17 protein-coding genes are annotated in these 15,171 nt (G+C 66.7%); 1 reads left to right on the forward strand and 16 read right to left on the reverse strand.

What is annotated here, in order from left to right:
- The first annotated feature begins 39 nt into the window (after positions 1-39).
- On the forward strand, positions 40-1,122 hold the full coding sequence (gene dinB, locus HV753_RS23075) for a DNA polymerase IV (protein WP_175176903.1): 1,083 nt from the start codon (positions 40-42) through the stop codon (positions 1,120-1,122).
- A gap of 29 nt (positions 1,123-1,151) precedes the next feature.
- Here dinB and HV753_RS23080 read toward each other — a convergent pair whose 3' ends face one another.
- The 16 genes from HV753_RS23080 to HV753_RS23155 are packed head-to-tail and all read right to left on the reverse strand — an operon-like array spanning position 1,152 to position 15,170.
- Positions 1,152-1,613 (reverse strand): GatB/YqeY domain-containing protein, encoded by a 462-nt coding sequence (locus HV753_RS23080; protein WP_175176904.1) that lies wholly within the window; start codon positions 1,611-1,613, stop codon positions 1,152-1,154.
- A gap of 50 nt (positions 1,614-1,663) precedes the next feature.
- Positions 1,664-2,104 carry an excinuclease gene (locus HV753_RS23085; RefSeq protein ID WP_175176905.1) on the reverse strand — a complete coding sequence of 147 codons (441 nt, stop codon included), beginning with the start codon at positions 2,102-2,104 and terminating at the stop codon, positions 1,664-1,666.
- 53 nt (positions 2,105-2,157) lie between these two features.
- Complete coding sequence (locus tag HV753_RS23090) at positions 2,158-3,384, reverse strand: beta-ketoacyl-ACP synthase (protein WP_175176906.1); 1,227 nt, start codon at positions 3,382-3,384, stop codon at positions 2,158-2,160.
- The gene (gene fabG / locus HV753_RS23095; RefSeq protein WP_175176907.1) at positions 3,384-4,115 is read right to left on the reverse strand and encodes a 3-oxoacyl-ACP reductase FabG; all 732 of its coding nucleotides are present in this window, start codon (positions 4,113-4,115) and stop codon (positions 3,384-3,386) included. Before fabG ends, HV753_RS23090 begins: the two co-directional genes overlap by 1 nt.
- Positions 4,112-4,573, reverse strand: a complete 462-nt coding sequence (locus HV753_RS23100) for a hotdog family protein (protein ID WP_175176908.1) — start codon at positions 4,571-4,573, stop codon at positions 4,112-4,114. The genes fabG and HV753_RS23100 overlap by 4 nt, the downstream gene beginning before the upstream one ends.
- Positions 4,570-5,769, reverse strand: a complete 1,200-nt coding sequence (locus HV753_RS23105; protein WP_175176909.1) for a beta-ketoacyl-ACP synthase — start codon at positions 5,767-5,769, stop codon at positions 4,570-4,572. Before HV753_RS23105 ends, HV753_RS23100 begins: the two co-directional genes overlap by 4 nt.
- Complete coding sequence (locus tag HV753_RS23110) at positions 5,766-6,323, reverse strand: DUF3261 domain-containing protein (RefSeq protein ID WP_175176910.1); 558 nt, start codon at positions 6,321-6,323, stop codon at positions 5,766-5,768. The genes HV753_RS23105 and HV753_RS23110 overlap by 4 nt, the downstream gene beginning before the upstream one ends.
- Before the next feature lie 5 nt (positions 6,324-6,328).
- Positions 6,329-7,576 (reverse strand): NAD(P)/FAD-dependent oxidoreductase, encoded by a 1,248-nt coding sequence (locus tag HV753_RS23115; protein WP_217481492.1) that lies wholly within the window; start codon positions 7,574-7,576, stop codon positions 6,329-6,331.
- Positions 7,577-7,614: 38 nt separating this feature from the next.
- The gene (locus tag HV753_RS23120; protein ID WP_175176912.1) at positions 7,615-9,942 is read right to left on the reverse strand and encodes an MMPL family transporter; all 2,328 of its coding nucleotides are present in this window, start codon (positions 9,940-9,942) and stop codon (positions 7,615-7,617) included.
- Positions 9,926-10,579, reverse strand: a complete 654-nt coding sequence (locus tag HV753_RS23125; RefSeq protein ID WP_175176913.1) for an outer membrane lipoprotein carrier protein LolA — start codon at positions 10,577-10,579, stop codon at positions 9,926-9,928. Before HV753_RS23125 ends, HV753_RS23120 begins: the two co-directional genes overlap by 17 nt.
- Positions 10,576-11,019, reverse strand: a complete 444-nt coding sequence (locus HV753_RS23130) for an acyl-CoA thioesterase (protein ID WP_175176914.1) — start codon at positions 11,017-11,019, stop codon at positions 10,576-10,578. Before HV753_RS23130 ends, HV753_RS23125 begins: the two co-directional genes overlap by 4 nt.
- Positions 11,012-11,935, reverse strand: a complete 924-nt coding sequence (locus tag HV753_RS23135) for a lysophospholipid acyltransferase family protein (protein WP_175176915.1) — start codon at positions 11,933-11,935, stop codon at positions 11,012-11,014. Before HV753_RS23135 ends, HV753_RS23130 begins: the two co-directional genes overlap by 8 nt.
- The gene (locus tag HV753_RS23140; protein WP_175176916.1) at positions 11,932-12,684 is read right to left on the reverse strand and encodes a glycosyltransferase family 2 protein; all 753 of its coding nucleotides are present in this window, start codon (positions 12,682-12,684) and stop codon (positions 11,932-11,934) included. The genes HV753_RS23135 and HV753_RS23140 overlap by 4 nt, the downstream gene beginning before the upstream one ends.
- Positions 12,671-14,407, reverse strand: a complete 1,737-nt coding sequence (locus tag HV753_RS23145; RefSeq protein ID WP_246288363.1) for an ApeI family dehydratase — start codon at positions 14,405-14,407, stop codon at positions 12,671-12,673. Before HV753_RS23145 ends, HV753_RS23140 begins: the two co-directional genes overlap by 14 nt.
- The gene (locus HV753_RS23150) at positions 14,371-14,919 is read right to left on the reverse strand and encodes a COG4648 family protein (protein ID WP_175176917.1); all 549 of its coding nucleotides are present in this window, start codon (positions 14,917-14,919) and stop codon (positions 14,371-14,373) included. The genes HV753_RS23145 and HV753_RS23150 overlap by 37 nt, the downstream gene beginning before the upstream one ends.
- The gene (locus tag HV753_RS23155; RefSeq protein ID WP_175176918.1) at positions 14,916-15,170 is read right to left on the reverse strand and encodes an acyl carrier protein; all 255 of its coding nucleotides are present in this window, start codon (positions 15,168-15,170) and stop codon (positions 14,916-14,918) included. The genes HV753_RS23150 and HV753_RS23155 overlap by 4 nt, the downstream gene beginning before the upstream one ends.
- Position 15,171: the final 1 nt, after the last annotated feature.

Genomic DNA, 15,171 nt, shown 5'->3' on the forward strand with positions numbered 1-15,171 from the left:
CAGCACATCGCGGCGGGCGGCCATGCTGTCCCTAGCGGAATGTCTCAACTTATGCGCAAGATCGTGCATGTGGACATGGATGCGTTCTACGCTTCCGTGGAGCAGCGCGACAACCCTGAACTGCGTGGCAAGCCGGTCGTCGTGGCGTGGACCGGCCCGCGTTCGGTTGTGTGCGCCGCCTCTTACGAGGCCCGGCGCTTCGGCATTCACTCGGCCATGTCCGCCGTCCGGGCGGAACGGCTCTGTCCGCAGGCCATCTATGTGCCCCCTGACTTCAATCGCTACCGCGATGTGTCGCGACAGATCCGCCAGATATTCGCTCGCCACACCGACCTGATCGAGCCGCTGTCGCTGGACGAGGCCTACCTGGACGTCACGGTCAACAAGTGCGGGCTGCCGTCAGCCACGGACGTGGCGCAGGTAATCCGTCACCAGATCCGGGAAGAAACCCAGCTGACCGCATCGGCGGGCATCGCGCCCAACAAGTTCCTGGCCAAGATCGCCTCCGACTGGAACAAGCCGGATGGCCAGTTCGTGATCCGGCCGGGCAAGGTGCTGGAGTTCTTGCAGCCGCTGCCGGTGCGCAAGGTGCCTGGCGTTGGCAAAGTGACGCAGGCGCGGCTGGAGCAACTGGGCATCCAGACCGTGGGTGACCTGGCGACGCACAGCGCTGAAGAGCTTGAACACTATTTTGGCCGCTACGGCAGGCGTTTGTACGAACTGGCGCGCGGCATCGATGAGCGCGAGGTACAGACTGACCAGCCCTTGCAACAGGTGTCCGCCGAGACGACGTTTTCGGAGGATATTCGGTTGGAGGCGTTGGGCGACGCCATCGACCGCATGGCCGACCGCGTGTGGGATCAGGCGTTGAAGAAGGGCGCGTTGGGGAGGACGGTGGTGCTCAAGTTGAAGACCGACCGCTTCCGCATCCTGACGCGCAGCCAGACCAGCCCGAATCCGCCCGGATCGGCGACCGAGCTGGCCGCCGTGGCCAGGCTGTTGTGCGCGCGCGTGGAGTTGCCGCCGGAAACCCTGTACCGGCTGGCGGGCGTGGGCATGAGCAATTTTTCCGATCCCGCCGAGCAGTCGCGCCAGCCTGATTTGTTCGGCGGCGCGTTTTAACTGCCCGGGGTTCGGTGAGACCAGGCGGGTCAGGCCAGGCGGGCCTTCACTTGCTGGGACAGCGCGGTCATGTCGGCACGGCCGGCCAGCGCTTGCTTCAAGAGAGCCATGACCTTGCCCATTGCGGGCGCACCGGTCACGCCTTGCGCGGCCACTTCGGCCAGGGCGGCGTCAATGGCGGCAGCCACTTCCTCGGGCGTTGCGGCTTGCGGCAGGAATTCCTGCAAGACGGCCATTTCGGCCTTTTCCTGTTCTGCCGTTTCCGTGCGGCCAGCCTGTTCAAACGCGGCGATGGACTCGCGGCGTTGCTTGACCTGCTTTTCGATGATGGCGGTGATTTCGGCGTCGCTCAGGTCGCGGCGTTCGTCCACTTCCTTTTGCTTGACGGCTGCCAGCAGGAAACGCAGCGTGGTCAGGCGCTCGGAGGCCTTGGCGCGCATCGCGTCCTTGACGGAATCAGAGAGGCGGGTCTTGAGCGTAGCAGTGCTCATGGGTGAACCTTTTGTGTGGTGTTGCGGCAACTGCCAAGTGTAAACCGGGCTTACTTCAGCTGGGTCAGATCGCCCCGCAGGGCCACGCCGGCCACCATGGCGCCCGCATGGCATTCGTAGTCGGTCTTGCTGGTGTATTCGTTCTTGCGATAGTAGCTGACGATGTTGGTGACGGCGTTGGCGTTGGCCTTCTTGGCCGCTTCGTGCAACGCGATGACGGCGGACTGGGCCACCCATTCGCAAGCTTCTTCGTCCTTCTTCGCGAAGGCATTGGTCTTGCGGTTGGTCACGACATCGGCTTGCAAGACTTTGCCTTTGGGGCCGGTGCCCGCCAGGTAGAACTTGACGCTGCCGTCGATCTTGCCCGCAGCCTGCGCCGCGGCAATGGCGGGTTGCAGGGGCAGAAACACCGTGCGGTCTGCGCCCAGCGCCTGGGCCGAGCAAACCAGTGAAAGGGACAGAGCCCCGAGCAGCTTATGGGTGATGGTCATCAAATGCGTTCCGTGAATAGCAGTTGAAAGGTGCGGACGGCTCTACCCGATGTTCAGGGCCACCGCCGGAAAATAAGGGAGGTATTGATGCCGCCGAACGCGAAATTGTTGTTCATGACGTATTCGTTGCTCAGGTGGCGGCCCGCGCCTTGCAAGTAGTCCAGCTCGCCGCAGCGGGGATCGACGTTATGCAGGTTCAGCGTGGGGGCATACCAGTCGCGATTCATCATTTCAATGCTGAACCAGGATTCCAGCACGCCGCAGGCGCCCAGCGTGTGCCCCAGATAGCTCTTCTGCGAGCTGATGGGCATGTGGCTGCCGAACAGGTTGTGCGTGGCTTGTGTTTCCGCAATGTCGCCTTGTTCGGTGGCGGTGCCGTGGCCGTTCACGTAACCGATCGCTTGCGGCGGCAGCGCCGCATCCGCCAGCGCCATTTCCATGGCGATGCGCATGGTGCTGGCCTCGGGACGGGTGATGTGGGTACCGTCGGAATTGCTGCCGAACCCGACGATCTCGGCATGGATGCGGGCGCCACGCGCCAAGGCGTGGTCCAGTGATTCCAGCACCAGCATGCCGCCGCCTTCGCCGATCACCAGTCCGTCGCGGTCGCGGTCGTAAGGGCGCGGAGTGAGTTCAGGCGTATCGTTTTGCTGGCTGGTGGCGTAGAGCGCGTCGAAGACCAGGGCCTCGCTGGCGCAGAGTTCTTCCGCGCCGCCGGCCAGCATCATGTCCTGGCGGCCATAGCGGATGGCTTCGTAGGCATAGCCGATGCCTTGGCTGCCTGAGGTGCAGGCGCTGGAGGTCGGGATGATGCGGCCCTTCAATTCAAAGAAGATGCCGACGTTGGCCGCGGTGGTGTGCGGCATCATGCGCACATAGGAATTGGCATTGAGGTCTTCGGTCACGCCGTTGAGCAGCATGTTGCCGAACGCGCGGATTTCGGCGGTGCTACCCACGGAAGACCCGCAGGCGACGCCCATGCGGCCATCCGTGATGGTGGGGTCGCCAAGCAGTGCGGCGTCGGCCAGCGCCAGTTCGGCGGCGCGAACCGCCAATTGCGAGACGCGGCCCATGCTGCGCAATTGCTTGCGGGTCCAGTGCGAGGGCACCCGGAAATCTTCGACGGGGCCAGCCAGCCGCGTGTTCAGTTCGGGGAACCGAGACCAATCAGGCATATGGCGGATGGCGCTTCGGCCCGATTGGAAAGCGTGCTGGATGCTGGTCCAATCGGACCCCAGCGCGCTGATGCCGGCCATGCCGGTGACGACGACGCGCTTCATCAGCATAGCCCTCCGTTGACGGCGATCACCTGGCGCGTGATGTAGGCGGCGCCCGGCGACATCAGGAAGACCACGGTGGCGGCGACTTCCTCGGGGCGGCCCATGCGTTGGGCCGGCACGGCTTTCAAGATGTCTTCCACCGGGACGTGTTCGTCGATCATGTCGGTGTCGATCAGCCCGGGCGCGACGCAGTTCACGGTGATCTGGCGCTTGGCCAGTTCAACGGCCAAGGCCTTGGCGGCGCCGATCAATCCCGCCTTGGAGGCGCTGTAGTTGACCTGCCCGCGGTTGCCCACCAGGCCTGAAACCGAGGCCATGCAGACCACGCGCCCCGCCGCGCGGCGCCGGATCATAGGCATGGCGAGCGGGCTGAGCACGTTGTAGAAGCCGTCCAGGTTGGTGCGCAGCACCTGATCCCAGTCGTCGCCGGTGAGGGCGGGGAAAGCGCCGTCACGGGTTAGGCCGGCGTTCAAGACGACACCGTAATAGGCGCCGTGGGCATCGACATCCGCTTGCAGCACCGCTGCACATTGGGCGCGATCCGCGACGTCGAACTGTAGGACGCGGGCTTGGCGGCCACGGGCTTGAATGTCGGCCTGCACGGCCTCGGCCTGTTCGCGTTGCTGGCGGCAATGCAGCACCAGATCATGGCCCGCGTCGGCCAGGGCCAGCGCAATGGCGCGGCCGATGCCGCGGCTGGAGCCGGTTACGAGGATGGGGGCAGCGCTCATTTAAGGGGGGCTTCCTGGATAAATGCGGTAGGGTCTTTGGGCTGATAGACATTCAGCCGGGCGTGGGCCAGCAGGCGGGTGTCGTCGCGCAATTCGCACTCGAAGACGCTCATGCCGCTGGCATCCATCAGGCCGCGTTCGACATGAATGGTCAGGGTGGCGCCGGCGGGCAGGTTGCCGCAGTGGCACTCGTAGCGTCGTGTGCCAAGCAGAAAACCCAGTTTGACGGCTTCACCGGCCTGGCGTGCTTGGCAGCCCGCCCAGGCGCCCACGGCTTGCGCCATGAGTTCCATGCCCAGCCAGGGCGGCAACGAGCCGTCGGGCAATGAATAGGGGCCGGGCCTGACGACGGCCCGCGCGCTCAGGGTGGTGGCGTCGTAAGCCTGGACTTCATCGATCAGGATCATATTGCCGGCGTGCGGCAACAGGGTGGCAACGGGCCAGGGGCATGCGGTCATGGGCGGACTCCCAGGATCAGGCTGGCGTTGTTGCCGCCGAAGGCGAAAGAGTTGCTCATGGCGATGCGCGGCCGGCCCTGGGCATACCGGTGTTGACCGGTGCTGAAGTCCAGCGTGGGCAGTGCGGGATCCGGCTGGCCGTCCCACACGTGCGGCGCCAGGCGGCCGTCGCCATTGCGCGCCGATAGCGTGATCCATGCCAGCGCGGCTTCCATGGCGCCGGCCGCGCCCAGCGTGTGTCCGGTCAGCGCCTTGGTGGATGCGCAGGGCACGCCTTCGGGAAACACGGCGTGCATGGCGTGGCTTTCCATGGCGTCGTTGTGCGTCGTGCCCGTGCCGTGCAGGTTGACCCAGCCGATATCGGCGGGTGTGACGTCGGCGGATCGCAGGGCCGCCAGCATCGCCTGGCGTGCGCCTGCGCCGGTGGGTTCGGGTGCGGACATGTGCCAGGCATCGGAGCTGGCGCCGCCGCCCAGCAGCGCGACGGCATCCGCGTCGGCGGCTTGGCGTTCCATCAGGAACAGGACACCGGCCTCGCCGATATTGATGCCGCGGCGGTTGGCCGAGAACGGCAGGCACAGCGCATCGTCCACGGCTTCCAGCGTGGCGAAGCCATTGATCGTCAGGCGGCAGAGGGTGTCCGCGCCACCACAGACCACCGCGTCGCAGAGGCCGGCAGCCAGCAGCCGGTGCGCCGACAACAATGCGCGGGCGCTTGACGTGCAGGCGGTCGATAGCGTGTAGGCCGGGCCAGTCACGCCCAGATGGTCCGCCAGGAACGAGGCGGGCGACGACAGGGCTTGGCGGCGATAGTCGTAGTTCGCGGGCCAGGCGCCTTCGATGGCCAGGTGGCGGAAGGCGGGCGCGTTGTCGTTGACGCCGGATGTGCTGGTGCCCAGCACCACGGCGACGCGGGCTGGGCCATGCTGGGCAACGGCGCGTTGCAGTTGCGGGGCGATCTGCGCCGCGCAGGCCAACAGCAATTGATTGTTGCGGCTATGCAGGTGCGCGGGCATGGCGTCGGAAATCGACGGCAATGCGCCGGTGTAGCCGCCCAGCGTCAAGCTGCGGCCGTCGACCCAGCCCGTGCGTGCCACCATGCCGCGGGTGTCTCCACTGAAAGCGGCTTTTGCCGCCGCTTCCACGCCGGCGCCCAGTGCGCACACGATGCCCGGCGTACCCAACCAGCTGTTCATGGCTGCTCCTTGAGCGGCGCAATCCGCCAGGTGATGCCGTTGGCACTGGTGATGGAAAAGACGTTCGGGTCGGAAGCTTGCCCCCAGCGGACGGTCCAGCGCGAGGCCCCCCGGTCTTGCAGGCTACGTTCAGCCGCGCCATCGCCGGTCTGGCGCACACGCCAGGCGCCCGGGCCATAAGCGGCATCCAGATCCGCTTGCGGCGTCCAGGCGAACATCAGCGCGGCGAAGAGGTCGCGGGCCTGGGCGTTTGGCCGCAGGAAGCCATCATTGCGCCACTGTCCGTGTTCGAGCATCTGCCGCGCCTGGGGCACGCCCATGGGGTCGAACAACGACCAACGCAGCGCGTCGCCTTCGCGCTGCACCACCAGCATCGTGTCCAGCGGCGGCTGGCCGGCGGCCACCTGCACCACATGCAACTGGCGCGGCAAGGCGAAGTCGGTGTCGTGCTTGGGCACGGGCGGGGCGCTTGCGCAGCCGGCAAGCAAGGCGATGGCCATCGCCGCGGCGATGGCGCGGCCACGGGACAGGAGGGGCAGGGAAGCACGCATCATGGGGCTCAGGCGGGTTCCGCTTGCGCGTCCACGCCGCGGCAAAGCTCGCTCAACATGCGCAGACGGCGCTGCGGATTGGCGACAAACGGATTGTTGGCATCCCAGGCGTACCCCGCCAGGATGGAGCTGATCATGCGCCGAATGTCCGGTTGGGCGTTCTTGTAGAACACGACATCCTGGAATTCGCCGCTGTACCAACCTTGCACATAGGCACGGAACGTTTCTACCCCGACCATCAGCGGATCGGCAAAATCGCGTTGCCAGTCGACGAGTTCGCCGCCCAGTTCGCGGTGCAGGGCGTCGGCCGCCAGCTTGGACGAGCGCAGGGCAATGGTGACGCCGGATGAAAACACCGGGTCCAGGAATTCAGCGGCATTACCCAGCAATGCGTAGCCCGGGCCATGCAAGCGCGTGACGCTGGCGGAATAGCCGCCGATGGTATTGGCCGGCGTATCCCACACCGCATTCGCCAGGACGCGCTTGAGGTTGGGAGCGGCCTCGGCCATGGCGCGCAAGGTCGTCATCAAGTCCTGGTCCGGGCCGCCGAACAAGTCTTGTCCACCAACGACGCCGAACGAGCAACGTCCATTCGAGAACGGGATCAACCAATACCAGATGCCGGCTTGCTCGGGATGCACGCTGATCAGAATCTTGTCGCGATCGAAACCGGGGTCGTCGATGCGGTCTTCGATATGCGTGAAGATGGCCTTGCGCGGCGGCATCGACGAAGGGCGTTCAAGGTCCAGCAGGCGTGCCAGGACGCGGCCGTAGCCGCTGGCGTCCAGCACGAAGCGGCTCTTGATCTGGCGGGTTTCGCCGTCGGGGCCACGCACGTCCAGGCGGGGGCCGTCGCCGCTGAAATCGACGGCGGTGACTTCTTGCAGATAGCGCACATCCACCCCTTGGCGGGCAGCATCGTCGGCAAGCACCTTGTCGAAGTGGGCACGCTGGACCTGGAAGGTGGTGCCGGGGCCGGGGGTGAACTTGTCGCGGAAGTCGAAGTAGGTGTATTCATCTCCGCGCGCGAAGGCGGCGCCATTCTTCACCTGGAAGCCCGCGGCTTGCACGGCGGGCATCATGCCGGCTTCTTCGACGAATTCCAGGCAGTGCGCCAGCAGGCTTTCGCCAATGGAGAATCGCGGGAACTGTTGACGTTCCAGCATCAGCACATCGTGCCCTTGCCGCTTGAGGAGGGCAGCGGCGACTGCGCCGGCGGGGCCTGCTCCGATGACGACGACTTCACGATGTTCCATGCGGGATGATTCCATGTCGATTTGAAGGAAGATAAGGGTCAGGCCGGCTGGGGCTGGCGGGTCCAGGGCGCCCACAATAACGAGAACGTGACGCCCAGCGCGACCGCCAGCCCGAAGTTGGCGATGGCCGGCGTGTGGCTGATGGCCAGCAGGCCGAACGACAGCAGCGTTGTGACGGCGCCCAGCAAGATGCCAACCAGACTGGCCGCGCCACCCGCGACGCGCTCATACATGAAGATGGCGTAGTCCACTCCGATGGCGGAAACCAGCAACAGGCCAAACAGGCTGAACAAGGTCAAGGGCTGTCCGAGATACCCCAGGGTGGCCAGCGCGCAGGCGGTTGCGGCCAGCGGCACGGCCAGGATGCGCCACGTGGCGGCGCGGCCCAGGGTCAGCAATAGCAGTACGGCGGCGACAGCGTAGGACAGCAGCTTGAGCTCGGCGGCTTCGATGCGGGTTGACGCGAACATCTGGTTCAGGTCGCCGCTGCGGTCCACCAGCACGACGCCGGGCAGGCCGTGCGCGATGCCCTCAAGCGCGGCGGCATTGCGCAGGCCCAGCAGTGTGACCATGCCCGCCGCTTCGCCGTCGCGCACACCCAGCCATTGGGTACGCCAACGTTCAGCCAGTGGACCTTGCAGCGCGTCGTCGATGGTCAACGCGGGCAGCGTGGCCATCGCCTGTAGCTCTTGCCGCAATGCGTCGAAGGGAATGCCAAGGTCCGTCATGGGCTTCCAGACCTGCGGCTGCGCGGCCAAGTCGGCGAGTTGCCGGCCTAGCGCGAGTTGGTCCGCCGCGGGCGACACCAGTTGGCTCAATGCGCTGTAGGCGGCCAGGTCGCCGCGCTTGACCAGGACGTCCAGCTGCTGGGCCACTTGCGCCTGGCGGCGCAGCAGTTCGTCGGCGTTGGCGGCGCGGACCAGAAAGAACTGGCTGGTGGGCGTGAAACCGGTGATCTCGCCGATCTGGCGTGCCTGTTGCAGCAGCGGTGCGGGCAGGCTCAACCATTGACGCAAGTCGTCCTGGATGACCAGCCGGCTGAGGCCACCGACGGTTGCCGCGACCAGGACCAGCGCGCCGGCCGCGAGCACTGCACGCCGGCCGGCCAGCCGCTCGCGTGCGCGCAACGCTGCCTCTGCGGCGCGCAACAGCGGCGGCCAGGGGCGCGGACGCCAGCCGTCCATCCAGGCGGGTAGCTGGCAGACGGTGCAGGCATAGGCGCCCAACAGCCCCGCGGCCGAGAACACGGCGGTCTGCGTCAGCGCGGGAAACGGCGTGAAGGCCAGTGCGATGTATCCGACCAGGCTGGCGGCCAGGCTGATCGTCAGACCCGGCAAGACACGGCGCAGCGCCGGCCACGCCCGCCAGTCGGGCATGCCGTAGCTTTTGCCGAGCCAGTGCATGGGAAAGTCGACGGCGACGCCGATCAGGCTGGCGCCGATCACCAGTGTCAGCACATGGATCGAGCCGAATACCGCGATGCAGGCCACGGCGCCGGTCAGCAGACCCACCGCCACCGGCACAAATGCCAGCAGAGCGCGCACGCGGCGCAGGGCCAGCAGCAGGACAAGGACGATGCCGGCCATGGCGCTGGAACCGATCCAGGTGCTTTCCGCCACGGCCTGCGCGCGACCGGCCGCGGCGTACAGTGGCCCCCCGGCGACCAGCAATTCCGCGCCGCTGGCGTCGAGCGCCTGGCGGTCGTGATCGATCTGCGCGGAAATGTCCTGTGGCGCGTCAGTGTCGAAGGCGTCTGCCCGGGTCTCGGCTCGCACCAGTACCCAGCGCGTGCCGCCATGGTCGGCTTGTAGCGTGCCGGTGCCCATGTCGTATTGCACCGCGCCGCCAGGGCGGAGCGCCTGCTCGGCACGGCGCGTCAGACCCAGCCAGTCCTGGTCGGCAGGCACCAGGCCGGAGGACGAAAACGGGTCGGCAAGCTCGCGTGCGCGCCGCTGGGCGTAGGCGGCAGGGTCAGTCGCCAGTTGCTCGCGGTCGGCCGCAGGCAGCATGGCAAGGCGTCCGGCAAGCAATTGCGCACGCAGCGCGGGAACGTCTACGTTCAGTTCGATTTGCACGGTCGCGAACAGGCCGCTTCGCGTCCAGCGGTCAGCCAGCAAGCGGGCGGGCGCGACGGGGTCCGAGCCGGGTCGCGCCGCAACCAGCGCGATCAATTGCCGGGACAGCGGTTCCTGGATACGGGCTTCGGCCAACTGGCGTGTGGCGTCGGCGGCTGCGTGGGGCACCAGCTCCATCAGGTTGGCCGACACGGGCCAGCCATTGCGGCACTGCCAGGCGCCGGTGCATAGCACCAGCAGAAGGCCCAGCTTGAACAGCCGCGGCAGCCAGCGTTCAATCGGCAAACGCACGTTGCTCCTCGGGGGTCAAGGTCTTGGACGGGGTGGCCTCCGTCATTTGGAGGACACTGCGGTCTCCTTGGGTTTCGCGCAGTTCGATGCGGTCGACGAGTTGGCCGCCGTTGATCTGGATGTTGTCGAAAATTTGGCGCAGCAGGGCTGAGCGCGGTGTCAGCAGCAATTGCCAGGCGTTTGCCTCGCCAGTCAGCGCCAGGTCGAAGTTTTCTTGCAGCGCCCGGGTGTCGCCCGCCAGCACCGACAGAAACAGCCGGTTCTCGCGGCCCGAGCCCGTTTGCTGCGGCAGGGCCTGCCAGGCGCCGGACTCGTCGCGTCGCGAAATGCCGTTCGCGTTGATGCGCAGATCCTGTGCGATGGGCGTGCGCAGCAGCCACAGCAGCCCTTGGCCGGTCGCCAGCGTGAAGTCGCCTCGGCTGGTCAGGGGTTGCGGCAACGAGCGCAGGAATTTCTGCTGCACGAAGTGGCCGCGGACAACCGGCGTGGCGCGCAGTTGAGCCTGCAAGTCGTTCAGGTCGAAGGCGCGGGCGGTCCAGGGCAGAACGGCCAGTGCCACCAGCACAAACAGACGCTGGAGGAATGCGCTGAGGATGCCCGGGCGCGTCGCGCCCTTCAGGGGATTCATGGCGTTCATGCGGGGATCTCCAGGGATTGAAGCTTGCGTCGCACCGCGTCCACGAACACGGCAGGCGATGCCAACTGCATTTCGCGGGTTTCAATGCAGACCGCGACCTGCTCGGAGGTGGCGCGCGTCAGCCGTGTGCCGCTTGCGGTATCCAGGATCAAATAGTTGATCTTCAAGCGGTTTTCCCATTCCACCAATTCGGCGCGCACGGTCAGCCGCTGACCAAACTGCGCGGGTTGCGCGTAGCGCAAATGCAGATCGATCACCGGCCAGGCGTAGCCGCTGGCGCGCATGGCGTCGTAGTTGTGGCCCAGTTGGTCCAGCAGTTCGCAGCGCGCCTGCTCCAGGTACTTCACATAGTGGCCATGCCAAACGACGTGGATCGAGTCGACGTCGAAGAAGGGGACCCGGATTTCGACTTCAGCGCCGATAAGGCCGCGTTTACGCATCGTCTTTCCAGAAAGGGTAGAAGTTGAACCATTGCAGCGGCGCCTGGCGGCAATGCGCGCCAAGGCGGTCGGCGTAGCGCTGCGCCCAATGGCCGATGCGCTCCTGCCGGGTGGCACGTGTCCATTCGATGCCGTCCGACAGGCGTTCCATCGCCACGCGGTAGCGAGCGCCGTGCCGGGTGCAGAAAAGCACATTGATGGGGCAGCGCAACAGGCCGGCCAGCAACCAGGGGCCTTGCGGCAGCGGGGCGGTGGCGCCCAGGAACTGGACCGGCGTGGTGCGATCGCCCTGTAGCGGCACCCGGTCGCCAGCGATGGCAAGCCATTCGCCCCGGTCCAGCCGTTGCGCCAGGTCCAGCATGACGGACGTATCCAATTCGCTGACCTGGATCATGCGCAGTCCGCCGCCGGCTTCGTTCAGGAGGCGGTTGAAATGAACGGCGTGCTTGCTGTGGACGAGCACATTCAGCCGCAGGACGCCAGACTGTTCCGCCAGCGCGCGGCACACTTCAATGTTGCCCAGGTGCGAGCCCACCAGGATCTGGCCGCGGCCCGTGCCCATCTGCGCATGCAAGCCGTCCGGATCGTCGATATCCAGATGCGCCAGGGTGATCCTGCCTTGCCAGACATCCAGCTTGTCCAGCATGGCCTCGGCGAACGCCAGATATTGCCGGTACACGGGCAGCGTGCGCGGCAGCGGGGCGGACAGTCCGCCCGATTGAACCAGCCGCCGCTGGTACTGGGCAATCGCACGCCTGGCGCGGCCGCCGACGAGATAGAAGTACAGGACCACCAGCCAGACCACCGGTGCGACGATACGGCGGCCCAACGTACGGGCACCCCATGCCGTCAGGCGCATCAGCACCGGACTGCCCCGTTCGGGCTGGTCGGCCCAGTGCGGATCGGCGGCGTTCATGGCCGGGGTTCCCGCGCCAGCCGGCGCCATAGCAGGGCCGGCGCGCGGCCAAGCATGCCGAAGAACAGCCGCGCGTGCATGCGGCTGATCAGCAGGTTGTCGCGCAAGCCCTTGAAGTGCGAGACCCCGCCTTCGGGGTACACGACGCGCGTCGGCAGCCATGCCATCGCGACGCCGCGCCAATGCAGGCGCACCAGGATGGCAATGTCGAAATCCATGCGGCGGCCCACGTGGGCGCCGTTGATCACCGGCAGCACTTCTGCCAAGGGGTAGACCCGAAAGCCGCACATGGCATCGGGGATGTCGAAGGACAGCGTGTTGATCCAGACCCAGATCCGCGTCAGCCAACGTCCATACAGGCGGCTGCGTGGCACGTCGTCGCCGTAGACGGGCGCTCCGCAGATCACGGCTTGGGGCCGGGTCCGCGACGCGCTGGCGAAGGCGGCGGCATCGGGCAGCGCGTGTTGGCCGTCGGCATCCACCTGCAAGGCATGCGTGTATCCCAGCGCGGCGGCGGCGCGCAGGCCGTCTTGCACCGCCGCGCCCTTGCCGCCGTTCACGCCGCGGCGGACGAGATGGGTGTGGGGCAAGGTGGCCAGGGCGTCCAGCGTGGCGGCGCAGGCGAGCTCGGAGCCGTCGTCCACCAGGACGCAGGGCAAGTCCTGCGCAGCCAATTGCGCATGCACGGCTGCGACCGTGGCGCCATGGTTGTAGACCGGAATGACCGCGCAGAGCCTATGTGCCGACATCGCCATTCGCCTGAAGAAACCGGCCCGACGAGCAGGGCGCGTCATCCAGCGTGCAGGTGAAATACAGCTTCTGCCTGGCCTCGTCCCACCGCAACGCAAGCACGGCCAGGTCGCCGGGGCGCAGCAGTTTTTGGAATTTCAACGCTTCCATCCCGCCGAAGCGAAATTCGGGGCACAAGTCGCGCTGCGCCAGCGATAAGGCCCAACTGATCTGGGCGACGCCCGGCACGACGGGCACCGACGGAAAGTGCCCGCTGAAGTGGGCCAGGTCGTAGGGAATGTCCAGGGTGTAGCGGCGCTCGTGGGCGGGCTGACCGGGCAGTTCCACCGCGACGGGATCCACGGGGCGTGGTCCGGCCGCCGCTTCAAAGACGGACTGCGGCAGCTTGCCTTGCGCATTGCTGGGCAGATGCCGGTAGAAGCGCCAGGTGCGCGGAATGGCCAGGGACTCGAAGCCTGCGCCCAGATGCGCGCGCAACGCATCCACCACCGCCTTGCGGCCATGGTTGCGCAAGGCGTGCAGGCCCGCGGCTGACAGCGCGATCAGTCCGGTCAGGCGCGCGGCCCCGGCAGAACTGCCCAGGCGGGCGTCGTCCACATAGGCGTGGTGCATCAGCGACTGTTCCAGCATGGGCAGCGAAACCCGCTTTTCTTCGATCTTGACGATCCGGTCCAGGCGGCCCAACAGCTGGAATCCGCCGGAGGTCAGCTGCGCGCCGTCGGAGGTCTGCTCGTCGGCCGCGTCTACCCATGGTGATCGCACGCGCAAGGCGCCGTCGGCGTTCAGGCTGATGGCCGCGCCGGGCAAGGGCTGCCAATCCGCCGAGCCCGTGCGCCACGCGACCGCGCCCGTTTCGGAACTGCCATAGATTTCGGTGGGACGCAGGCCCAAGTCATGTTCGATGTCGTCGGATATCTCTGGCGGCAATGCGCCGCCCGACGAATGGATGCGGGTCAGCCGGCCACGTAGTTGCGCCCAGTCGAGCCTTTGTCCAAGGCGCCGCAGCAATGCGGGGCTGGCGATCCAGGTGAAGGACGGATAGCGCAGGCTGGCCTGCTGAAGCTCTTCGGGGTAGAGGCGCTGACGACGGTCGATCAGCCTGCCTGCGCACAAAGGCCACAGTACGCGGAAGGGCAGGCCGTACATGTGTTGCGCGGACACGCTGCCCAGCACCGGCGCATCCGAGTCGGGCCATTGCTGTTGCAAGGCCTGGACTTCCGCCGCCAGTTGCCGCCATTGCTTGATCAAGTGCTTGGGGCTACCGCTTGAACCCGATGTGCACAGCACCAGGGTCAGGGCCGGATCCAGCTCGGCGGGGGGCAGCGGTTCCTGGTCCTGGAGATCGGGCAGGTGCCATTGCCTGGCGGCGGGCAGGGGAAGGTCGGTGTCGGTCAGCCAGGCATCGACGTCCGCATCCAGCATGGCGCAAGTCTGCGCCTGAGCATCCCCCGGCAGGACCGCCTCCACGCCAGCGCGCCAGCAGGCGATGAGGGCGGTGGCCAGCGATGCGGCGTCGTCGAACCAGAGCGCGGCGCGGCGCGTCGAACGCGCCAGCAATGCGCCTGCGGTGAGCAGGCAGGCGTGCTGGAACGCGGCGTGCGTCAATAGCGGGGTGTCGGCAACGGGGGCATCGCCGGCCTCGGCCGACGGCAGCAACAGATGTTCAAGCGGTGTCCAGCGCATGCTCAGGCCGCCTTTGCCGCTGCCGGACGCAGCAGCCATTCGCCCGCGATCAGCAGGCCCATCAGCCCGTAGCTGGCGGCGCCGTTATAGGCAACCCACCAGCTCCATGGCGCCCACGCGGCCAAGCCTGCGGCAATGGCGCCGTTGAAGGCAAAAAAAACGCACCACGCGCGCGTGACGTTGCGGGTATATCGCACGCCTTCCGCCGGCAGGTCGGGATGGCGCAAACGCGCCAGTTGTTCGACCACCGGTCGGCCCACCCGCAGGCTGATGCCGAAAACGGCAAGCATCATGGCGTTGATCAGGACCGGATACCAACGCAGCCACGCGGTTGAGTTCGAGACCGCCAGCACCAGACAGAAGGCGACTGCCACGGCGGGCAGCAAGCGGCCACCAGGCTGTCCTGCGCGCGCGGTCAGGCCGCGCGCCAGCCACAGCATGGCCAGCGGCAAAGCCAGCCAAGCCGGATTGACACGTCCCAGCGTCGCATGAACGACAAAGGGATACGCCACACCGGCGGCAGCCAAGCCTGCCGCGACGCCGCGCCTCATGCGTCGGGAGCCTGCTTTTGCCACATGGCCTGGACGACGTCCTCGACGGTGCGCACCGTGCGGAAATCGTTGGCATCCAGCTTGCGGCCGGTCTGGCGGCGGACGTGGTCGATGAGGTCGATGGCATCAATGCTGTCGATCTCAAGATCCGTGTAAAGATTGGCTTGAGGCGTGACGCGCTCCGGTTCGATCTCGAAGAGTTCGACCAGCGCATCGCGCAACGTATTGAAGATGTCCTCGCGGGTTTGCATC

It is taken from the genome of Achromobacter pestifer (assembly GCF_902859625.1).
GTDB lineage: Bacteria > Pseudomonadota > Gammaproteobacteria > Burkholderiales > Burkholderiaceae_B > Achromobacter > Achromobacter pestifer.